The organism is Blastococcus sp. SYSU DS1024 (genome assembly GCF_054050795.1).
Window position 1 is genome coordinate 36,835 of the sequence record NZ_JBJHAA010000014.1, and the last position, 20,967, is coordinate 57,801.

18 protein-coding genes and 1 pseudogene are annotated in these 20,967 nt (G+C 73.4%); 12 read left to right on the top strand and 7 right to left on the bottom strand.

The window, feature by feature from the left end; translation table 11 throughout:
* Window positions 1-18: 18 nt before the first annotated feature.
* Genes ACI79S_RS13765 through dapF form a run of 3 tightly spaced genes read left to right on the top strand, consistent with a single transcriptional unit; the run spans window position 19 to window position 2,566 of the window.
* Window positions 19-744, top strand: a complete 726-nt coding sequence (locus ACI79S_RS13765; RefSeq protein WP_456594004.1) for a hypothetical protein — start codon at window positions 19-21, stop codon at window positions 742-744.
* The gene (gene miaA / locus ACI79S_RS13770) at window positions 741-1,697 is read left to right on the top strand and encodes a tRNA (adenosine(37)-N6)-dimethylallyltransferase MiaA (RefSeq protein WP_456594005.1); all 957 of its coding nucleotides are present in this window, start codon (window positions 741-743) and stop codon (window positions 1,695-1,697) included. The genes ACI79S_RS13765 and miaA overlap by 4 nt, the downstream gene beginning before the upstream one ends.
* Window positions 1,694-2,566 (top strand): diaminopimelate epimerase, encoded by an 873-nt coding sequence (gene dapF, locus ACI79S_RS13775; RefSeq protein WP_456594006.1) that lies wholly within the window; start codon window positions 1,694-1,696, stop codon window positions 2,564-2,566. The genes miaA and dapF overlap by 4 nt, the downstream gene beginning before the upstream one ends.
* A gap of 4 nt (window positions 2,567-2,570) precedes the next feature.
* Here dapF and ACI79S_RS13780 read toward each other — a convergent pair whose 3' ends face one another.
* Window positions 2,571-2,777 carry a hypothetical protein gene (locus ACI79S_RS13780; protein ID WP_456594007.1) on the bottom strand — a complete coding sequence of 69 codons (207 nt, stop codon included), beginning with the start codon at window positions 2,775-2,777 and terminating at the stop codon, window positions 2,571-2,573.
* Window positions 2,778-2,918: 141 nt separating this feature from the next.
* On the opposite strand from ACI79S_RS13780, the gene hflX reads away from it, so the two are divergent.
* Genes hflX through ACI79S_RS13795 form a run of 3 tightly spaced genes read left to right on the top strand, consistent with a single transcriptional unit; the run spans window position 2,919 to window position 6,181 of the window.
* Window positions 2,919-4,385, top strand: coding sequence for a GTPase HflX (gene hflX, locus ACI79S_RS13785; protein WP_456594008.1), 1,467 nt, complete (start codon window positions 2,919-2,921; stop codon window positions 4,383-4,385).
* Between the two features lie 58 nt (window positions 4,386-4,443).
* Window positions 4,444-5,166: a phosphatase PAP2 family protein gene (locus tag ACI79S_RS13790; protein WP_456594009.1), complete on the top strand. Its 723-nt coding sequence runs from the start codon at window positions 4,444-4,446 to the stop codon at window positions 5,164-5,166.
* Complete coding sequence (locus tag ACI79S_RS13795; protein WP_456594010.1) at window positions 5,138-6,181, top strand: hypothetical protein; 1,044 nt, start codon at window positions 5,138-5,140, stop codon at window positions 6,179-6,181. The genes ACI79S_RS13790 and ACI79S_RS13795 overlap by 29 nt, the downstream gene beginning before the upstream one ends.
* 3 nt (window positions 6,182-6,184) lie before the next feature.
* On the opposite strand, the gene lexA is transcribed toward ACI79S_RS13795, so the two are convergent.
* On the bottom strand, window positions 6,185-6,952 hold the full coding sequence (gene lexA, locus ACI79S_RS13800; RefSeq protein WP_456594011.1) for a transcriptional repressor LexA: 768 nt from the start codon (window positions 6,950-6,952) through the stop codon (window positions 6,185-6,187).
* Between the two features lie 422 nt (window positions 6,953-7,374).
* Here lexA and ACI79S_RS13805 point away from each other — a divergent pair, with 422 nt between their 5' ends.
* From ACI79S_RS13805 to ACI79S_RS13825, 5 genes are all read left to right on the top strand, one after another.
* Entirely contained in the window at window positions 7,375-7,671 is a 297-nt protein-coding gene (locus ACI79S_RS13805; RefSeq protein WP_456594012.1) for a LysM peptidoglycan-binding domain-containing protein, read from the top strand.
* A gap of 124 nt (window positions 7,672-7,795) precedes the next feature.
* Entirely contained in the window at window positions 7,796-8,548 is a 753-nt protein-coding gene (locus ACI79S_RS13810; RefSeq protein WP_456594013.1) for a hypothetical protein, read from the top strand.
* Between the two features lie 525 nt (window positions 8,549-9,073).
* Complete coding sequence (gene nrdR / locus ACI79S_RS13815; RefSeq protein WP_456594014.1) at window positions 9,074-9,595, top strand: transcriptional regulator NrdR; 522 nt, start codon at window positions 9,074-9,076, stop codon at window positions 9,593-9,595.
* A 144-nt stretch (window positions 9,596-9,739) separates the two neighbouring features.
* Window positions 9,740-12,619: a vitamin B12-dependent ribonucleotide reductase gene (locus ACI79S_RS13820; RefSeq protein WP_456594015.1), complete on the top strand. Its 2,880-nt coding sequence runs from the start codon at window positions 9,740-9,742 to the stop codon at window positions 12,617-12,619.
* A gap of 589 nt (window positions 12,620-13,208) precedes the next feature.
* Window positions 13,209-14,012, top strand: a complete 804-nt coding sequence (locus ACI79S_RS13825; protein ID WP_456594016.1) for a phosphatase PAP2 family protein — start codon at window positions 13,209-13,211, stop codon at window positions 14,010-14,012.
* Window positions 14,013-14,137: 125 nt separating this feature from the next.
* Here ACI79S_RS13825 and ACI79S_RS13830 read toward each other — a convergent pair whose 3' ends face one another.
* Window positions 14,138-15,685 carry an exonuclease domain-containing protein gene (locus tag ACI79S_RS13830; protein WP_456594017.1) on the bottom strand — a complete coding sequence of 516 codons (1,548 nt, stop codon included), beginning with the start codon at window positions 15,683-15,685 and terminating at the stop codon, window positions 14,138-14,140.
* Between the two features lie 258 nt (window positions 15,686-15,943).
* On the opposite strand from ACI79S_RS13830, the gene ACI79S_RS13835 reads away from it, so the two are divergent.
* Entirely contained in the window at window positions 15,944-16,669 is a 726-nt protein-coding gene (locus ACI79S_RS13835; RefSeq protein WP_456594018.1) for an IclR family transcriptional regulator, read from the top strand.
* Window positions 16,670-16,737: 68 nt separating this feature from the next.
* Here the strand turns inward: ACI79S_RS13835 and ACI79S_RS13840 are convergent.
* The 4 genes and pseudogenes from ACI79S_RS13840 to ACI79S_RS13855 form a co-directional block, all read right to left on the bottom strand.
* A pseudogene (locus tag ACI79S_RS13840) lies at window positions 16,738-17,727 on the bottom strand (aldehyde dehydrogenase family protein).
* The gene (fahA, locus tag ACI79S_RS13845) at window positions 17,666-18,880 is read right to left on the bottom strand and encodes a fumarylacetoacetase (RefSeq protein WP_456594019.1); all 1,215 of its coding nucleotides are present in this window, start codon (window positions 18,878-18,880) and stop codon (window positions 17,666-17,668) included. Before fahA ends, ACI79S_RS13840 begins: the two are co-directional and overlap by 62 nt.
* Window positions 18,877-19,755: a hypothetical protein gene (locus tag ACI79S_RS13850; RefSeq protein ID WP_456594020.1), complete on the bottom strand. Its 879-nt coding sequence runs from the start codon at window positions 19,753-19,755 to the stop codon at window positions 18,877-18,879. Before ACI79S_RS13850 ends, fahA begins: the two co-directional genes overlap by 4 nt.
* Entirely contained in the window at window positions 19,752-20,957 is a 1,206-nt protein-coding gene (locus ACI79S_RS13855) for a cupin domain-containing protein (RefSeq protein WP_456594021.1), read from the bottom strand. Before ACI79S_RS13855 ends, ACI79S_RS13850 begins: the two co-directional genes overlap by 4 nt.
* Window positions 20,958-20,967 lie beyond the last annotated feature (10 nt).

The following is a 20,967-nucleotide window of genomic DNA, read 5'->3' on the forward strand; positions in this document are numbered from 1 at the left end:
ATCGGCGACACTGCTGCGGTGACCTCCCATCCCGGCGGCGTCCCGGCCCGGACACCCCGCCCGTCGGCCGCCGTCGCCTTCTGCCCGTGCCCGCCGCTGCTGCTGCCGGCGGTGGAGGGGCGGCCCTCGCCGGAAACCGCCACGCTGCGGTCGGCCTGCGCGGATGCGGTGACCGCGTTGCTCGGTGCAGCGCCGGAGGTGGTGGTCGTCGTGGGGGCGGGCGCGGCGCCGGGGGAACGGTTCGGGCCCGGCGACGGCGGTGACCTCCGCGGGTTCGGCGTCGACCTCGAGCTGCCCTTCGACGGCTGGTTGCGCCCGGGTGGTCTCCGGCTCCCGCTGGCGCACACCGTCGGCGCCTGGTTGCTCGACCAGGCGTCGTTCGCCGGCACCCGTATCGGGGTCGGGCCGGCCGACCTCGGGCAGCTGCTGCGGGACCTGCCGCCTCCGGTGGCCGTGCTCGTGATGGGCGACGGTTCGGCCCGGCGCACGGTCAAGGCGCCCGGCTACCTGGACCCGGCGGCGGAGCCCTTCGACGCCGCCGTCGCCACCGCCCTGGCGGTGGGGGACGCCGCCGGGCTGGCCGCGCTCGACCCGGCAGCGGAGGAGCGGCTCCTGGCCGCCGGCGTACCGGTCTGGCGGGCGGTGGGAGCCGCGCTGGCGGGCCGGCACGTCACCGCGCGGCTGCGGCACGACGCGGCGCCGTTCGGGGTGGGCTACCCGGTCGCCGACTGGGTGGTGGCGTGAGCGGAGCGCCCGGCGGCAGCGAACCAGCGGCCCCGACCCCGCCGCCGGTGGTCGCGATCGTCGGGCCGACGGCGGCCGGGAAGACCGCGCTCGCCGTCGAGCTGGCCCGGCGGCTGGGCGGGGAGGTGGTGAACGCCGACTCGATGCAGCTCTACCGCGGCATGGACATCGGCACCGCCAAGCCCGACCTCGCCGAGCGCGGCGGGGTGCCGCACCACCTGCTCGACCTGTGGCACGTGCGCGAACCGGCATCGGTGGCCGAGTACCGCCGGCGGGCGCGGGCCGAGATCGACCGGCTGCGGGCCGCCGGCACCGTGCCGTTGCTCGTCGGCGGCTCGGGGCTGTACGTGCGCGCGGTCCTCGACGAGCTCGAGTTCCCGGGCACCGACCCGGTGGTCCGCGCCCGGCTGGAGGGCGAGCTCGCGGACGTCGGTCCGGCCGCGCTGCACGCCCGGCTCGCCGCGCTCGACCCCGCGGCCGCCGCGGTCGTCCTGCCGAGCAACGGCCGGCGGATCGTGCGCGCGCTGGAGGTGATCGAGCTGACCGGCGGGCCGTTCCGCGCCGAGCTCCCCGAGCCGCGCCCGCACTACCCGGCGGTGGTGCTGGGGCTGGACCGCGAGCCGGCCGAGCTCGACGAACGGATCGCCGTCCGGGTCGACCGGATGTGGGCCGCGGGCTTCGTGGACGAGGTGGCGGCGCTGGCCGCCGACGGGCTCCGCGAAGGACCGACGGCCTCCCGCGCCCTCGGCTACGCCCAGGTGCTGGCGCAGTTCGACGGCGCGCTGTCGGCCGAGGAGGCCCGCGAGCGCACGGTCACCACCACCCGCCGGTTCGTGCGCCGGCAGCGCTCCTGGTTCCGCCGGGACGCCACCACGACGTGGTTGGACGCCGCGCGGCCCGACCTGGCCGACGCCGCCGTCGCGGTGATCACCGCGCCTAGGATCGGGTCGTGACCTCCGCGCCGCGCGTGCTCATCGGGCACGGCACCGAGAACGACTTCGTGGTGCTGCCCGACCCCGACGGCACCGTGTGGGCCGGTGACCGCCTGGACGCCGCCATGGTGCGGCGGCTGTGCGAACGGCGGGCCGGCCTGGGGGGCGACGGCGTGCTGCGGCTGGTGCGCAGCGCGCACGTCCCGGATGCGGCGGCGGTGCTCGGGAACGACCTCGGCCGCTGCGAGTGGTTCATGGACCACCGCAACGCCGACGGCTCGTACGCGGAGATGTGCGGCAACGGAATCCGGCTGTTCCTGCACGCGCTGATCAGCGAGGGGCTGGTCGACCGCGGCGACTGCGCCGACGGCCTGCTCGTCGGTACCCGCGGTGGGCCGCGACGGGTGGGAGCCGGTGCCGACGGCGGCTACTGGGTCGACATGGGCCCCGCCCGCCCGTTCGGCGAGGGCGAGGCGCAGCTCGACGGCCGGGCCTTCGCCGGCCTCGCCGTCAGCATGGGCAACCCCCACCTGGCCTGCCTGACCGACGTGCCCGTCGAGCAGCTGGACCTGACCGGCACTCCGGCGTTCGACCCGGCGCTGTTCCCGGAGGGCGTCAACGTCGAGCTGGTGAACGTCCTCGAGCCGGGTGCCCACGTGCGGCTGCGGGTCAGCGAACGCGGGGTGGGCGAGACGCGGTCGTGCGGCACCGGCGCCTGCGCGGCGGCCTACGCGGCCCTGCGAGCGGCGGGCGCCGACGAGGGCACGGTCGTCGTGGACGTCCCCGGGGGCCGCCTGTCGGTGCAGGTGACCCCCGGGACGACGGTCCTCAGCGGTCCGGCCGTCCTGGTGTCGGCCGGCACGCTGTGCCCGGAGTGGCTCCGGGCCTGAGGCGTCAGCGGCGGTCGTCGTCGGGCGGCACGGGGACCATCGCGTCGTCGTCGCCGGTGGCCGGAGGGGTGGGTGGCGCCCCCCGGCCGCTGTCCTGGTCCGCCCCTGCGCCCATCGGGTTGCGCGGCGGGCCGCCGATGCCCTCGGGGTCCCGGCCCGGGTCGTCCAGCTCGCTGTTCGAACCCAGTCGGCTCGATCCGCTCTCGCTCATCGGTTCCTCCTCCGTGCGTCGCGTTCGTCCCGCAGGCCCTACCCCTGCCGCCGATCGGGATGCATCGGGGGCGGCGATGCGTTGTACCGGGCGATGACATCTCAGGTGCTTTCCACGCAGGACCGTGCCACGCTGGACACGATGACGACCGCCCCCGATGCCCTGCCCGTCGACGAGCAGGCCGACCTCGACGACACCCGCCCCGCGCCCGCCGGGCAGTGGGACGAGGCCGACGACACCACCGGCTCCTACGCGCTCGAGGCGCGCGGTGCCCTGCGCCGGGTGGCCGGCCTCTCCACCGAACTCGCCGACGTCACCGAGGTCGAGTACCGGCAGCTGCGACTCGAGCGGGTCGTGCTCGTCGGCGTCTGGACCGAGGGCACCCAGGCCGACGCCGACCGCTCGCTGGCCGAGCTGGCCGCCCTGGCCGAGACGGCGGGCTCGCAGGTGCTCGAGGCGGTCAGCCAGCGGCGCGACAAGCCCGACGCCGCCACCTACGTCGGCTCGGGCAAGGCCAACGAGATCCGCGACATCGTCGCCGCGACCGGCGCCGACACCGTCATCTGCGACGGTGAGCTCACCCCTGGCCAGCTCAACCAGCTGGAGAAGGTGCTCAAGGTGAAGGTCGTCGACCGGACGGCGCTGATCCTCGACATCTTCGCCCAGCACGCCACCAGCCGGGAGGGCAAGGCCCAGGTCGAGCTGGCGCAGATGCAGTACATGCTGCCGCGCCTGCGCGGCTGGGGTGAGTCGCTCTCCCGCCAGGCCGGTGGCCGCGTCGCCGGTGGTGGCGGTATCGGTACCCGCGGTCCTGGTGAGACGAAGATCGAGACCGACCGGCGGCGTATCCGCGCCCGGGTGAGCAAGCTGCGTCGCGAGATCGCCGGTATGGCCACCGCGCGGGCCACGCAGCGGTCCAGCCGCGGCCGCAACGCGGTGCCGAGCGTGGCCATCGCCGGGTACACGAACGCCGGCAAGTCCAGCCTGCTCAACCAGCTCACGGGCGCCGGCGTGCTCGTGGAGAACGCGCTGTTCGCCACCCTGGACCCGACGGTCCGCCGGGCGGAGTCGCCGGACGGCCGGGAGTACACGCTGACCGACACCGTCGGCTTCGTGCGCCACCTGCCGCACCAGCTCGTGGACGCGTTCCGCTCCACCCTGGAGGAGGTCGCCGCGGCCGATCTGCTGCTGCACGTCGTCGACGGCTCCGACCCCGACCCGCTGGGCCAGATCGACGCCGTCCACGTCGTGCTGAACGAGATCGACGCGTCGGCGGTCCCCGAGGTGATCGTCGTCAACAAGGTCGACGCGATGAGCGAGGAGGACATCCTCACGCTCCGCCAGGCCCTGCCGGGCGCCGTCTGGGTGTCGGCGCGGACCGGCGCCGGCATGGACGCGCTGCGCCGGCTCGTGGCCGAGCGGCTGCCGCACCCGGACGTCGACGTCGACGTGCTGGTGCCCTACGACCGGGGGGACCTGGTGTCCCGCGTGCACCGTGACGGCGAGGTGCTCGGCGAGGTGCACGAGGCCGGCGGGACCCGCCTGACCGCCCGGGTCGACGGCGCTCTCGCGGCGGTGCTCGAGGAGTTCGCGGTCCCGGTCGGCTGAGCGGGATCGGTCGGCCTGCGCTGATCACGATCCGGTCACGGCCCGGTACCGTGGCGGCGTGACCAGGGGAGCCGTGCAGGCGACGGAGGCACCGCGGGCTGCGCCCGTGGTCCCCGTCGGCCGGCCGCCGTGGTGGCTGGTCGCCGCGGCTCTGCTGGTCACGCTGCTCATCACCGCCGACCTGCTCGCCCACGGCCCGTCCGAGCGGCTGGACCTCCGGGTGTCCGAGATCGTGAGCGACTGGGGCCTGCGGGACACGCCGGGATACCCGGCGGTGTGGGTGGTCACCCAGCTCGGGGGGCGCGTGACCATCCTGGTCGTGCTCGCCGGCCTGGTCGGCTACCTGATCTGGCGGCGCGGCACCTGGCTGCCTGCCGTCCGCGTGGTGCTGGCTCTCGGAGTGCTGACCGCCGGGGTCTACGCGATCAAGCACGGGGTCGGGCGCACCGCGCCGGCGTTCCCCGGTTCCTACTTCTTCCACCCCGACGGTGCCTCCTTCCCCTCAGGGCACGTCGCCAACGCGGTGCTCATGTGGGGGGTGGCCCGCTGGCAGGCCGTCGAGTACGGGCTCCCGCCGGCGGTCCAGCGGACCTTCTGGTGGCTGAGCGTCGTCGGGCCGGTGGCCACCGGCGTGGCGATGGTCTCGCTGGACTTCCACTGGGTCACCGACGCGGTCGTGGGAGCCGCCGTCGGGATCGTGCTCCTGGGCGTGGTTCATGCACTGGACGCTATGGTTCTGTCACGCTGGGTACGTGCCCGAGCAGGCCGAGCGAATCCCTAGCCGCGCCCGGCGGCGGCGGCTCGCCGTCGCGAGCGCCCTGACCGGCGCCCTGGCCGTGCTCGTCCCCGCTCCGGCGTCGGCGGAAGAGGCGGCGCCGGAGGTCCGCTGCGCCATCACCGACCCGCGACTCGCCGAGCTCTCCGGCCTGGTGGTCGTGGGGGATCAGATGCTCGCCCTCAACGACGGCGGCGAGCAGGTCGCGGTCCACGGCCTGGACTCCTCGTGCGCGGTGGTCGACGTCCAGACCGGGACGGCCGACCCGTTCGACCCCGAGGACCTCGGGGTGGCGCCCGACGGGAGCGTGTGGGTGGCCGACATCGGCGACAACGGCGCCGTCCGCCCGACCGTGGCGCTGCACGTGCTGCGGCCCGACGGCACGACGGCGCTGCACCGGCTGACCTACCCCGACGGCGCGCACGACGCCGAGGCGCTGCTCCTGGCTCCGGACGGAACGCCGTACCTCGTGACCAAGGAGGTGCTCGGCTCCAGCGGGGTCTACCGGCCCACCGCCGCGCTCGTGGACGGCGGCACGGTGCCGATGGAGCGGGTGGGCACGGTCAACGTCACCCTCACCGGAACTCCGGGCGGCCCCGTGGGCCGAGCGGGGCAGCTGCTGGTCACCGGAGGAGCGGTCGCGGGCGACGGGAGCGCACTGGCGCTGCGCACCTACACGGACGCCTACGTGTGGCCGCTGGCCGGCTCGGACGTGCCCGGTGCGCTGGCCGGCGAACCGGTGCGGGTGGCGCTCCCCGAGTCGCCGCAGGGCGAAGCCATCAGCTTCGCCGCCGACAGCCGGGCGCTGGTGGTCGCCAGCGAAGGCCTGCCCAGCGCCGTCACCGTGGTTCCGCTGCCGACCGGGGCCGCCGCCGCGAGCGCGCCCCCCGAAGGTGATCCGCTGCCGTCGTTCGCCGAGCTCACCCGCTCGGACCGTTCACCCATCGCCGCGGCCCTGATCGCCGCCACCGTCGCCACCGTCGTGGTCTGGCTGGGCGGCAGGTTGCGCCGCCGACCCTGAGGGTCAGACGCGACGCAGGACCGACACCACCCGCCCGAGGATCGTCGCCTCGTCGCCGGGGATCGGCTCGTAGGCCGGGTTGTGCGGCAGCAGCCACACGTGACCGTCCCGGCGCTTGTACGTCTTCACCGTCGCCTCGCCGTCGATCATCGCCGCCACGATCTCGCCGTTCTCGGCGGTCGGCTGCTGGCGGACGACGACCCAGTCGCCGTCACAGATGGCGGCCTCGACCATCGAGTCGCCGGCCACCTTCAGCATGAAGACGGTTCCCTCGCCGACCAGCTCGCGCGGCAGCGGGAAGACGTCCTCCACCGCCTGCTCGGCGAGCACCGGACCACCGGCGGCGATCCGGCCGACGAGCGGGACGTAGGCGGGCGCGGCTGCCTGCACTCCGTCGCCGAGCACGGGCGGCTCGACCTGTGCGGCGCTGGGCCGGCCGGCATCCCCGGGCAGTCGCACGTCCAAGGCGCGCGGCCGGTTGGGGTCGCGCCGCAGCCAGCCCTTCTTCTGCAGCACCGCGAGCTGGTGCGCGACCGAGGACGCCGAGGACAGCCCCACGGCCTCACCGATCTCGCGCACCGACGGGGGGTAGCCCCGCCGGTCGATCGAGTCGCGGATCACCTCGAGGACCCGCCGCTGCCGCTGGGTCAGCCCGTCCCCATCGGCCGCGCGGTCGGGAAAGGCCCGCACCGACGCCGAACCGTCCGCCGCCCCCGGGGTCGCGCCCGCGGTGCCGCCCCGGTTGCCGGACGTCCTGCTCGAGTCCGCCACGTCTCCTCCTCGCCGGCTGCCCCGCGCAGCTCTCGACCCTCGTCGTCGGGGGAACGGTAGCGCCGATCGCCGACCACTTCAAACAGGTGTTCGAAACTTTCCCGTGTCGCACCACTTCTGTCGGCCCCATCCGGTAGACATCGGACAGGCGTTCGAATCGAACACACGTTCGGGTCCGGCGGGTGCCGGCCAGGAGGGCTGAACACATGACGAGCAGCGCGGCACTACAGGTCCGTGGAGAGGTGCCGGTCGGCCCGGGGGAGCGGTGTGCCGGTCCGCCACCCGCCCGGCACCTCCGGGTGCTCCCGCCGCCTCGCTCCTACGCGGAGACGGCCGGGCCCCGGCCCGCGCCGGCTCTCGCGGGCGCGAACGACCTGCGGGCCGCCGCGGAGCGACCGCCCGCCCGTGGTGGTCGGGCACGGGTGGAGCCGCCACCGCTCCGGTTGACCGCGCGCGGTCGCCGTCTGCTGGTGGTCCTCGCCCTCCTGCTCGCCGTGGGTGCGCTCGCCGTCGGCGAGGCGGTCCTCGGGGAGGCAGGTGGCGGGTTGGAGCTCATGGGGACGACGAAGGTGATCGTCGAGCCGGGCGACACGCTCTGGTCGATCGCCGGTGCGGCCGCCGACGGGCGCGACGTCCGCGACGTCGTCGTCGACATCCAGCGGCTGAACGGGCTCGACACCGCAGCGATCACCCCAGGTCAGGTCCTCGTGCTGCCCTGACGTCCCTGCGGGCTCGGCGCGAGCGCGTGACGGCAAGGTGTTCACAAGGCGACCCTGCGACTTCGTCAACCCTCAGTGCAGGCGCGTTCACCGTGCGTGCTCGTCGGCCACATACGGTTCGCCCGTGTCCAGCGTCATGGAGAACCGCGCCGCGGTGTTCGCCACTCGTCCCCAGGCCGTCGAGGTGCACCAGGCGGGTGCCTGGTGCGCGGGGGAGCTGCTGGGGTGGCGGCACGACGATTCCGGCGCGTGCCAGATGTGGGTGCGGGTCGTCGTCGACGGCGTGGAGGAGACGCTCTGGACCGAGCTGGCGGACCTGCGGCTTCCGGAGCCGCCGGTCGTCGACGCGCCCCCGGTGACGCAGGCGATGCCCGCCCCGCCGTCGGTGGCACCGCTCCAGCAGGGTCCGTCGACCGACGTGGAGGCGACCGCCAGCCTGCCGCTGGTGCGCGACAGCCGCGAGCCGCGGGCCGGCTCCCACCGGTCGGGCGGTCGCCGGCGAGCGCCGGAGAGCGACGCCGCGCGGGGCGCGCCGGCGTCCTCGGTGCCGGTTCCTTCCCCGGGTCGGCACCGCGCTCCGACCACTGCGCCCGGCCCGGTCGTGGGCCGGCACCGCGCCGCCGACACCGAGCTCTTCCCGGCCGTCGTCGAGAGCGCGCCGGGTGCGCCGTCCCCAGCCCGTGACGAGCGGCCGCGGGGCGGTGGCTGGTCGGTGCCTGCGGCCCGCGCTGCGAGCCCGGTCGAGACCGGCTCCGCCGCGGGGGGCTGGGCCCCGCCGGCCGACCTCGAGCAGGATCTCCTGACCCGACCGATGCGGCTGAGCGACCAGATCCCGCACTCGCGGCGGCCCCGGGTGGGCGGCTCGGTCAGCGCCTGATCGTCGTTCGGCGGTCCTGGCTGGGCCCGCCCGCGGGGGCTCGGCACTGCTGTCGTGTGCCCGCCGGGCCGCCGGTCGGGCGGTGGGCGCCTCCTGCGCCGAAGGGTGTGCGCCGATGCGCCGCCCTGGGGGCCAGAACCGCGCATCGGCGCACAGCCTCGTCGAGCCGAGCGCCCCTCGGTCGTTCCCGCGGGGGGCCGGGGCGGCAGCGGAGCGCCGCGGTCGCCCCTGTCCGGGTGGGGCCCGGGGGCGAGGTTTCGGCGCGTCGTCGCGGCGTGTCCTGTGACAGCTGGGGACCGCTGTTCCACCTGCGCACGGCCGTGTCGGGGTGGAACACGCCGACGGAAGGATCACTTGCACATCTTGTGTGGGCCGTCCTAGGGTTCCCCTACATCTAGTAGTTACAGAGCTGTAAGCCTGTCCACAGGCTGGTCCTCAGGTTGTCCCCGGCGCATCCACCGGATGTCCCCAGGGGGTTGCACAGCCGGCCGGTGGCGGGCGCGGCGCGAAGGGAGGTGAACCACCGTGCGTTGCCCGTTCTGCCACAACGCCGACAGCCGGGTCATCGACTCGCGGGAGGCCGACGAGGGCGCCACCACCCGGCGTCGTCGTTCCTGTCCCGCGTGCGGGCGGCGGTTCACCACCGTCGAGGAGGCGGTGCTCGCCGTCGTCAAGCGCAACGGCGTCAGCGAGCCGTTCAACCGCAGCAAGGTGGTGGCCGGCGTCCGGCGGGCCTGCCAGGGCCGGCCCGTCGACGAGGACCAGCTCAAGCTCCTCGCCCAGCAGGTGGAGGACAGCATCCGCGCCAGCGGCGCGGCGGAGGTGCCGAGCCACGAGGTCGGCCTGGCCATCCTCGGCCCGCTGCGCGAGCTGGACGAGGTGGCCTACCTCCGGTTCGCCAGCGTCTACCGCTCCTTCACCTCGGTGGCCGACTTCGAGCGGGAGATCGCCGAGCTGAAGGCCCGGCAGCCCGCCGCACCGCCGGGGGAGGCGGGCCCGCCCGAACCCCGGCGACCCGTCCCGTCCGGCACGGGCGCCGGCACCTGAGAACTGTCGGTGCCACCCGATAGACAGCAGTTCGAGCAGTTACCGATCGCGGCTCTTCCCCAGCCCCCGATCCGACACCGCGCAGCCCCACCGCGCAGCCCCGCGAAGCACCACGCGACACACGACCAGGGAGAGCTCCACACCATGACCGAGACCGACGACCGCGTGGCCGGCGCCCGCACCCGCCGCAGCGCCAAGACTCCCAGCCGGGCCAAGGGCCTCAAGATCAAGCGTGTCTTCACCACCGCTGGTGTCCACCCGTACGACGAGGTGACCTGGGAGCGTCGTGACGTCGTCATGACCAACTGGCGGGACGGCTCGATCAACTTCGAGCAGCGCGGTGTCGAGTTCCCGGCCGAGTGGAGCATCAACGCCACCAACATCGTCACCACGAAGTACTTCCGCGGCGCGGTCGGCACCCCCCAGCGCGAGACCAGCCTGCGTCAGCTCATCGACCGCGTGGTGCTCACCTACACCGAGGCCGGCCGCGAGCACGGCTACTTCGCCACCGAGGGCGACGCCGAGGTCTTCGAGCACGAGCTGACCTGGATGCTGCTGCACCAGTACTTCAGCTTCAACTCGCCCGTCTGGTTCAACGTCGGCACGAGCGCGCCGCAGCAGGTCAGCGCCTGCTTCATCCTCGCCGTCGACGACGAGATGGACTCGATCCTGAACTGGTACCGCGAGGAGGGCCTGATCTTCAAGGGCGGCTCCGGTGCCGGCCTGAACCTCTCCCGCATCCGCTCCTCCAAGGAGCTGCTCTCCTCCGGCGGCACCGCCTCCGGCCCGGTCAGCTTCATGCGCGGCGCGGACGCATCTGCCGGGACGATCAAGTCCGGTGGCGCCACCCGCCGCGCGGCGAAGATGGTCGTCCTCGACATCGACCACCCCGACATCGAGGAGTTCATCGAGACCAAGGCGCGCGAGGAGGACAAGATCCGCGCGCTGCGCGACGCCGGGTACGACATGGACCTGGGCGGCAAGGACATCACCAGCGTCCAGTACCAGAACGCCAACAACTCGGTCCGCGTCTCCGACGAGTTCATGCGTGCGGTCGAGGAGGGCGACGAGTTCGGCCTGCGGGCGCGCCTCGACGGATCGGTCATCGAGACCGTCGACGCCAAGACCCTGTTCCGCAAGGTCACCCAGGCGGCCTGGGAGTGCGCCGACCCGGGCATCCAGTACGACGACACGATCAACGACTGGCACACCAACCCCGAGACCGGCCGCATCAACGCGTCCAACCCGTGCTCGGAGTACATGAGCCTGGACAACAGCTCGTGCAACCTGGCGTCGCTGAACCTCATGAAGTTCCTCAAGGACGACGGCACGTTCGACGCCAAGAGCTTCGTGAAGGCCGTCGAGCTGGTCATCACCGCGATGGACATCTCGATCTGCTTCGCCGACTTCCCGACCGAGCCGATCGGCGAGACCACCCGCGCCTACCGGCAGCTGGGCATCGGCTACGCCAACCTGGGCGCGCTGCTCATGGCGACCGGCCACGCCTACGACTCGCGCGGTGGCCAGACGCTGGCCGCGGCGATCACCTCGCTGATGACCGGCACCGCCTACCGGCGCTCGGCCGAGCTCGCCGGCATCGTCGGCGCCTACGAGGGCTTCGCCCGCAACGCCGACGCCCACGCCCGGGTCATGCGCAAGCACGCCGCGGCCAACGACGCCATCCGCCCGGTCGGCGCCGACGACGCCGACGTGCTGAAGGTTGCCACCCAGCAGTGGCAGGAGTGCCTGGAGATCGGCGCCGAGAACGGCTGGCGCAACGCCCAGGCCTCGGTGCTGGCGCCCACCGGCACGATCGGCTTCATGATGGACTGCGACACGACCGGCATCGAGCCGGACTTCTCGCTGGTCAAGTTCAAGAAGCTGGTCGGCGGCGGCTCCATGCAGATCGTCAACCAGACGGTGCCGCGGGCACTGCGCAGCCTGGGCTACCAGGAGGAGCAGATCGAGGCGATCGTCGAGTACATCGCCGAGCACGGCCACGTCGTGGACGCGCCAACCCTGCGCCCGGAGCACTACGAGGTCTTCGACTGCGCCATGGGCGAGCGGGCCATCTCCCCGATGGGCCACGTGCGCATGATGGCCGCCGTCCAGCCGTTCATCTCCGGCGCGATCAGCAAGACGGTCAACATGCCGGAGACGGCGACCGTCGAGGACGTCGAGACGATCTACTTCCAGGGCTGGAAGATGGGCCTCAAGGCGCTGGCCATCTACCGCGACAACTGCAAGGTCGGTCAGCCGCTGTCCGGTGGCAAGGGGAAGAACGACGGCACCAAGGACGAGGTCAAGGTCGAGGCGGCTGCTCCCAGTGCGCTGTCGCATCCGGTGCGCAAGCGGCTGCCGAAGAAGCGGACCAGCGTCACCACCTCGTTCAGCGTCGCCGGTGCCGAGGGCTACATGACCGCGGGCATGTACGAGGACGGCAGCCTCGGTGAGGTGTTCCTGAAGCTCGGCAAGCAGGGCTCGACCCTGGCCGGTGTCATGGACGCCTTCTCGATCGGCATCTCCCTGGCGCTGCAGCACGGTGTGCCGCTGGAGACCTACATCCAGAAGTTCACCAACATGCGCTTCGAGCCGGCCGGCATGACCGACGACCCGGACATCCGGATCGCCCAGTCGGTGATGGACTACATCTTCCGTCGCCTGGCGCTGGACCACCTGCCGGTGGAGAAGCGCGCCAACCTCGGCATCTTCACCGCCGAGGAGCGCGCGGCGCAGGTCTCCGGCTACGGCGCCTCGGCGTCGACGGCCACCGTGCAGGAGGAGGAGGTCGACCTGGAGCAGCTGCGCGGCTCCGCGCCGATCGAGACCGCCACGACGGAGGAGAAGGTCACCCCGGAGGGCCCGAAGTCGGTCAAGGAGGCGCACTCCTCGGCCGAGCTCCTCGAGCTGGTCACCGGCACCGCCACCGACGCGCCGCTGTGCATGACCTGCGGCACGAAGATGCGCCCGGCCGGCAGCTGCTACGTCTGCGAAGGCTGCGGTTCCACCAGCGGCTGCAGCTGAGGTGAAAGGCCAGGAAATGTCCCGCTGACAAGGTCAGCAATGTCCCGAGTTCGGACAGCAATGTCCCGGACTTGGCCAGCGGGACATTTCCTCGCCGCGGCCACACGGCTGGGACCTCACGTCCGTCGGTGTCGTGCGGTCCCAGCCGGAGCGCGGCGTTCTGCCGCTGCCCGTGACCCTGCCCATGAGGAGCGTCTGCCGTGGAGATCGGCGACCTGCTCCGGGCCCTGCAGGATGTCGAGAAGCGGGCCGAACGCGTCTACGACGAGCGCCATGTCGTCAACACGTACGGCGAGACCGGTGCGCTGGTGAGCGCACTCTTCGGTCGCGACAACGGGGTCGTGTACGGCCGGTGCGGCATGGGGAGAACCCAGGTTGCGGTCCCTGGCGGAGACCGAGCGGGACAGCGAGAACATCGACGTGGACAAGGGATCGGGGTCCACGGAGGGGTTGTACGCCGACCCCGACCTGTCCCTGGCCGAACGCGCGACTCGTCTACTCGTCGACGTGCTGGCGCTCGTCTGGAGGTCGACCGAGGCATCCTCCCGGGTCGAGAGTCTTCCAGCGCCGGACCGGGCAGGGAGTGACGATGCCCCCCTCCTCGGAACCGCCCGGCAACCAGCACGTCGGCCACCTCGACCTCACTGTCTGGCGCACACGCGCCGGTCGGCTGCTCGTGGTGCTGGCGCACTGGCTGGCCGTGCGGCTGGGCCCCCACGCGGCGTTGGTGGCAACGCTGGCCGTCGCCGGGTTGGCCGTGACCGCTCTGACGATGGTCAGCGCCGAGATCTACGAGTCGGTGAGCGACGCGGATGGAGCGGCCGGGCTGGACCGTCCGGTGCTCGAGGCGGCGCTGTCCTTACGCAACGACCCGCTCAACGACGCCGTCACCGCCTTCACCGACCTCGGCGGCAAGGTGGGCATGCCACTGCTGGCCACCGGGGCTGTGCTGGCGATGACAGTCGCCTGGCGACAGTGGACACCCGTGGTGCTCATGGTCGCCGCGACGATCGGCTCGGTGACCATGACGGTGGTAGGCAAGGCCGCCGTCGGGCGCAGCCGTCCACCGCTGCTGGAGGCGGTCCCGCCCTACGAGAGCTCAGCGGCGTTCCCGAGCGGACACGCGCTCAACTCCATCGTGATCGCCGGGCTCATCGCCTACCTGCTCGTACGGCACCAGCGGACGGCATGGGTACGCGCGGCGACGATGGTCGCGGCGGCGCTCTTCGCGGTGGCGATGGGGCTGTCGCGGGTCTACCTCGGTCATCATTGGCTCACCGACGTGCTCATGGCCTGGACGCTCGGCCTGGCCTGGCTGACGATGGTCATCGTGGCGCACCGGCTGTTCCTCACCGTCTCACGCTCGCGGCACAGCGAAGGACCCCGCACCTGAGTGACGGACAGTGGGCGTGATCGACCCAGTGATGTCGCAGGTGACCTGCCGGACGCACGAGGCGCTGGCCGCGCAGGCCCGTCCGGAAGAAGTGTCGCCGCACGAACTGACGCGGCGGCCAGCAGTCAGGCCTGGCTGGTCGCTTCGTGTGCCCGGCGGTAGGCCTCCGTCAGGTCCGCAGGCAGCCGGCCCCGTTCCCCGACCTCGTGGCCGTTCGCGCGGGCCCAGGCCCGCACCGCTGCGGGCGAGATGGCCACGTGCATCGCCGGCACGATGGCCGGCCCCGCAGGCGCAGCCGCGTCAGCACTTCCGTGTGCCGCTGCGCGCTGCCGCGAGAGCGAGGCCGGCGCCTTCTTGACCGCGGGCTGCAGGTGCTCGAGCAACGTCGCGAACTCGTCGGGGTGGACGCACCGCGTGCCGCGGCCGGCGGCCTCCTCGGTCTTACCGCCGGCGAAGCTGCCGTCGGTGACCAGGAGCGCGGTGCGGGACGAGACGTTGTTCATCACCCGCACACCAAGTTCCTCGGCGCGCTTCTCGAGCCGCTCGCGCACCGTCCAGTCGCAGCCGGTGAAGGCAACCTTGTCGCCGACCCGCAGCGGTTCGCCGAGCGCCCAGTCGGCGGGCAGCGGGCGCAGCCCGGCGGACAGCCGCTCGTGGCGGGCGGCCTCGGCGGCGTCGAGGGTGGCGGTGACCAGCTTCGTCGGCACGCCGAGCAGCTCGGCCGTCACGGTCAGCTCGGCCTTCTCCGCCCGGCTCACCTTGCCGTCGTCGAGGGCCAGGTGGGCGAGCGCGAGCAGGAAACCGCGGTGAGCGGCGTTGATGGCGTCGCCGTCGAGGTCGTAGATGGAGGCCACGTCGACCAGCGCCGCCCGCTCGTCGTCGGTGAGGACGCCGTCTTCAAGCACCTCGGCGAGCAGCTCCAGGTAGGGCAGCGCGCCTTCGGGGGCGCCTTCGTCGAGGGCATCGGCGAGACGGAAGTCCTCGAGCAGCGTGACCAGCGGCGGCGCCGGCGGCGTGGCGGCCCACGTTGCGATCCTGCGCTGCGCTTGGTGAGGCACGGTCGCAGCCGGGGGGCGCACACCACCCGGTGCGGTCGGCCAGGTCACGGCCCAGCCCTGGTGGGGAAGGTCGAGCAGGTCGCGGCGCGGCGGCCGGCCGAAGGCCGGGTCCAGGTAGGTGGCCAGCAGTCGGGCGGTCGCCCGGGCGTCGTGGAGGGCGGAGTGAGCGCTGTGCAGCGAGATGCCGAGGGCGTCGCAGCAGTCGGCCAGACGTCGCCGGTTGAGGTTCGGCAGGTGGTCCCAGCTGTGGTCGAGGGTGCAGGCAGCGGGTAGGTGCGGCAGTGCCCAGCCGGCGCGGGCGTACTCGGTGCGCAGGAAGGCCAGGTCGAAGGTGACGTTGTGCCCTGCGATCGCTGCTCCGGCGAGCCGGGCGCTGATACCTGGCAGCACGTCGGCGAACCGCGGTGCACCGACCACGTCGGCGTCACGGATGCCGTGGATGTGGGTGGCCCCGACAGGACCCTCGGGGTCGAACCGGCACACCCACTCGTCCAGCACCCGGCCGCCGGAGTCAGTGCGGACGATGGCCATTTCCAGGATGCGGTGGTTGTCGGCCGACAGCCCGGTCGTCTCGACGTCGATGACCGCGAACCCCGGTGCGGGCCCGGAGCCCATGGGGGTGGGGGCGAGTGGCTGCCGTGCCGTGGGGGCGTGGAGCTGGGCCGGTAGCGAGGGTGTCCCGAGTCCGGGCGCCGACTTGTGCTTGCGAAACCTGTCGAAGAACCCCACTGCTCACCTTCCGTCATTGGCCGACCACGAAGAGCATGCCAGCGCTCGCCCCGGGACGACGCCACCGGAGACGCGCGGCGGCCCTGCCGGCGAGCGGTGCCCGGGCCGGGGTCCCGGTCGACGCGGCGGGGCGACCGTAGGCTGGTGGCGGTACCGATCACGCTCGGAAGGACGACGATGTCGGACGGCGAGGGCGCGAGCGCGCCGCAGTCACAGACGCTCGACCGCGGCATCCGCATCCTCGAGCACCTGGCTGCCACCGGCAGTCCCCAGCCGATCGCCGACATCGGGCAGGCGCTCGGTCTGCACCGGTCGATCACGTACCGCCTGCTCCGGACGCTCGAGGACCACCAGCTCGTCGAGCGCGACGCGGTCGGCCGGTACTGGCTGGGGCTGGGGATGGCCGGCCTGGCGCGCGGTGTGCGCAGCGACCTCCAGACCGCCGCCCTGCCGCGGCTGAACGCCCTCGTGGCAGAGCTCGCCATGACCGCTTTCCTCGTCGTCCGGACCGGCGAGGAGGCGGTCACAGTGGCCAGCGTCGAGCCGCAGGACGCGTCCGCGCACGTGGTGTACCGGCCGGGCACACGCCACCCCGTCGGCAGGGGAGCGCCCGGACTGGCGCTGCTGATGCCCGAGCCCCCCACCCCCGACGACCGCGACGCGCTCCGGGAGGCCCGACGGGTCGGCTGGGCCTCCTCGCACGGCGAGGTCATCCCCGGCCTGCGATCGATCGCCGCCCCCGTGGTGGGCCCCGACGGTGGGCAGCGCGCGGCGCTGGCCGTGGTCTTCGTCGACGACACCGCCGACGTGGTCCGGATCGGGCGGGCCGTCGTCGAGGCGGCCGGGAAGGTCGGCGCCGCGCTCCGGTAGCCCGCGCACACCGGCGCTGCCCCGGCATCCGAGAGGGATGCCGGGGCAGGCGCGAACCGGGACCGGGCTCAGCCGTTGATGACCTGCGGAACCGCGACCGCCTTCAGCCCCTCCGCCCCGAACTCGAGCCCGTAGCCGGACTTCTTGACCCCGCCGAAGGGGATCATCGGGTGCACGGTGCCGTGCGAGTTGATCCAGACGGTGCCGGCCTGCAGCCGCGCCGCCACGGCGCGCGCCGCTGCCCGGTCGCTGCTCCACACCGACGCGCCCAGGCCGACGTCGAGCCGGTTGGCCATCGCCACCGCCTGGTCGACGTCCTCGTACCGGATGATCGGCAGGGCAGGACCGAACTGCTCCTCCGCCACCAGCGGGTTGTCGTCGTCCACGTCGGTGACGATCGTGGTCGGGTAGAAGTACCCGGCCGCGTCGGGGTCGGGGTCCCCACCGAGGAGCACCGTCGCGCCGGAGTCCCGCGCAGCCTCGACCAGCCGGGCGACGACGTCGTACTGCGCGCGGTTCTGCAGCGGGCCCAGCACGTTCTGCTCGTCCAGGCCCCGGCCCATGGGCATCGCCTTCGCCACGTCGACCAGCGCGGCGACGACCTCGCCGTAGACGTCGGTGTGGACGTAGAGCCGCTTGAGCGCGGCGCAGGTCTGCCCGGTGTTGATGAACGCGCCCCAGAACAGGCCCTCGGCGATGGCGCGGGGGTCGACGTCGGGCAGCACGATGCCGGCGTCGTTGCCGCCGAGCTGGAGGGCCAGCCGCTACACCGTCTCCGCCGAGCTCTTGATGATCGACTGCTCGGTGGCGGTCGATCCGGTGAACATCAGCTTGTCGACGTCGGGGTGGCTGGACAGGCGGGCCCCGATCTCCCGCCCCCCGGCCACGACGGAGAGCACGTCGGCGGGGAGGACGCCGCCCAGGACGTGGACGAGGGCCAGCACGCGGTGCGGAACGGGCCGCCGGCGGGAACGCCGGCGGTCGGGACGGTGGTGCTCACGGCGCGGGCGCGGGTTCGACCCGGCCGGTGACCTCGCCGAGGGAGATCCGGCGACCACCGGTTCCCGGCGCGGTGGCGGTGAGGGTGACGACGTCGCCGTCCTCGAGGAAGGTGCGGCTGGTGCCATCGGCCAGCTGCACCGGCGCCTTCCCGCCCCAGGACAACTCGATGAACGAACCGCGCTGGTCCTCGGCTGGGCCGGAGACGGTGCCCGAGGCGAACAGGTCGCCGGTGCGCAGGCTCGCGCCGTTGACCGTCATGTGCGCCAGCTGCTGGGCGGCGGTCCAGTACATGAGGCCGAACGGCGGGCAGGACACCAGCTGACCGTTGAGCCGCACCTCGATGGCGATGTCCAGTCCCCAGCGCTCCTCCGCCGTGTCGTCCAGGTAGGGGAGCGGCCGCGGATCGCGCGGGGGTGGGGAGACGCGGGCCGCCTCCAGCGCGGCGAGGGGGATGACCCACGGCGAGACCGAGGTGAGGAAGGACTTGCCGAGGAACGGCCCCAGGGGCACGTACTCCCACGCCTGCAGGTCCCGTGCCGACCAGTCGTTGACCAGGCAGACGCCGAAGACGTGCTCCGGGAAGGCGCCCAGCGGCACCGGCCGACCGAGCTCGGAGGGGGTGCCGACGACGAACCCGACCTCCGCCTCGATGTCGAGCCGCTGCGAGGCCCCGAACGTGGGTCCCTCGTCGGTCGGGGCCTTGCGCTGCCCGCTGGGCCGCACGACCGGGGTGCCGGAGACCTGTACCGTCCCGGCCCGGCCGTGGTAGCCGATGGGCAGGTGCTTCCAGTTGGGGGTCAGCGGCGGCGAGTCCGGCCGGAACATCCGGCCGAGGTTCTCCGCGTGGTGCTGGGAGCTGTAGAAGTCGACGTAGTCGGCGACGTCGAACGGCAGGTGCAGCGTCACCTCGGCGCGCGGCAGCAGGTGCGGCTCGACGGCGGCCCGGTGCGCCGGGTCCGCGAGCAGCTCCTGCAGCCGGCTGCGCAGTGCGTCCCAGGTCTCCCGGCCCCGCGCCATCAGCGCGTTGAGGGTCGGGGTGGCCAGGGCCTCGGCGGCGGGGACGTCCAGCCGTGAGACGTCGAGCACGGAGTCGCCGACGGCGACACCGACCCGGCGCGTGCCGTCGGGCTCGGTGGAGAAGGCGCCGTAGGGCAGGTTCTCCGGCCCGAAGCCCGTGCCGTCCGGGAGCTCCAACCAGGTGGCGCTCATGCCGGGGTCCGTTCCGGGGCGGGCAGCAGGCCGAGCGCCACCAGGTCCTCGACGGGCTCGGTCACGCTGCACGTGCCGAAGGAGGTGAACAGCGACCGCACCCGGCGCACGCGGTCGGCCGGCCACGTGCGCACGGCCGAGGCGACCGTGCCCGGGTCGGTCTCGCCGAGCCGGTCCGCCGCCACGGCTGCCGGGGCGCCCGAGCTCAGCGCGGAGACGGCCAGCAGCACGTTGAGGAAGCCGTGGTGCGCGAAGCCGGTCGCCGGGGCGGTGTGCCGCACGGCGTGGTGCAGGCCGGCGGTGCACTTGAACGGCACGGTCCGCGTGACGCAGGCCTGCAGGGTGTCGGCCAGCTCGGCGCAGGAGGGGAACAGCTCCGCCGACACGCCACCGGTGCGCAGCTTGGCCCGGTAGCGGGTGCCGGCCAGCACGTCGAGGACGGCGTCGCGGGCGGCGGTCCGCGGCAGCTCCAGCGCCGCGGGCACCCCCTCGGGGACGACGTCGTCCAGGGCGCACAGCGCCTCGGTGGCGGCAGCGGCGTCGGGCGCCACCGGAACCTCGACGGCGGCCAGCGCCAGGCGCGGCTCGGCGGCGACCCGGGCGGCGGCGGCCGGGAGGTCACCGGCCGCAGCGATCAGCGAGACGTCGACGGCGGGTCCGTCGCCGACCTCGGCCACCAGCTCGTCGAGCCGGGCCGCCGGGACGACGAACGGCCCGACCAGTCCGCCGAGGCGTTCCCGCAGCGCCCGGTGCTGCGGAACGGCCGCCGGCATCGGCGCCGCACCGGGCGGGAACAGCGCGGCGTCGTCGAACAGGCCGTCGAACAGCGGCGTCGTCGCCGGTGCCGGGGCGGGCGTGTGCACCGGGGCCGTCACGCCGACGGCCCCCGTCCCGACCAGGACCACGCGTACTTGCCGTCGTCGACGGCGGTGCCGCCCTCGCCGAGGTCGAGCGGGCGGAAGGTGTCGACCATGACGGCGAGCTCGTCGAAGAACTCGACACCGAGGGAGCGCTCGACGGCGCCGGGCTGCGGGCCGTGGCTGTGCCCGCCCGGGTGCAGGCTGATCGAACCCTTGCCGATGCCCGACCCCTTGCGGGCCTCGTAGTCGCCGTCGACGTAGAACATGACCTCGTCGGAGTCGACGTTGGAGTGGTAGTAGGGCACCGGCACCGCCTCGGGGTGGTAGTCCACCTTCCGCGGCACGAAGTTGCAGATGACGAAGTTGGAACCCTCGAACACCTGGTGCACCGGCGGCGGCTGGTGCACCCGGCCGGTGATCGGCTCGAAGTCGGCGACGTTGAAGACGTAGGGGTAGAGGCAGCCGTCCCAGCCCACGACGTCGAACGGGTGCTCCGGGACGACGTGGATCGTGCCGGCGAGACCCCCCGGCCCGGAACCGCGGTGCTTGACGTAGACCTCGACGTCGCTGCCGTCGGCCAGCAGTGGCCCGGCGGGGCCACGCAGGTCGCGCTCGCAGTAGGGGGCGTGCTCGAGGAACTGGCCGTAGCGGGAGAGGTAGCGCTTGGGCGGCGCGATGTGGCTGTTGGCCTCGATCGCGTAGGTGCGCACCGGCTCCTCGCCGGTCGGGACCCAGCGGTGGGTGGTGGTCCGCGGGAGGACCACGTAGTCGCCCGGTCCCACGTCGAGGGAGCCGAACACCGTCTCCACCGTGGCGGTGCCGCGCTCGACGTAGACGCACTCGTCGCCGGTGGCGTTCCGGTAGTACGGCGAGGTCGCCGAGGAGACGGCGTAGGAGATCCGCACGTCACCGTTGCCGAGGACCAGCCGGCGGCCGGTGACCGGATCGGTGGCCTTGTGCTCCTCGCCGGGGAAGAGGTCGTGCAGCTTCAGGTGGCGGGGCACCAGGGGAGCGTTGGGGGTCAGCGTCTGGTCGGGCAGCTCCCAGGGGCGGGCGTCGACGATGGCCGACGGGACGCCGCGGTGGTAGAGCAGCGAGGAGTCCGAGGAGAAGCCCTCCTCGCCGACCAGCTCCTCGTAGTACAGGCCGCCGTCGGGACGGCGGAACCGGGTGTGCCGCTTCGGCGGGACCTGGCCCACCTGCCGGTAGAACGCCATGGGGTACTCC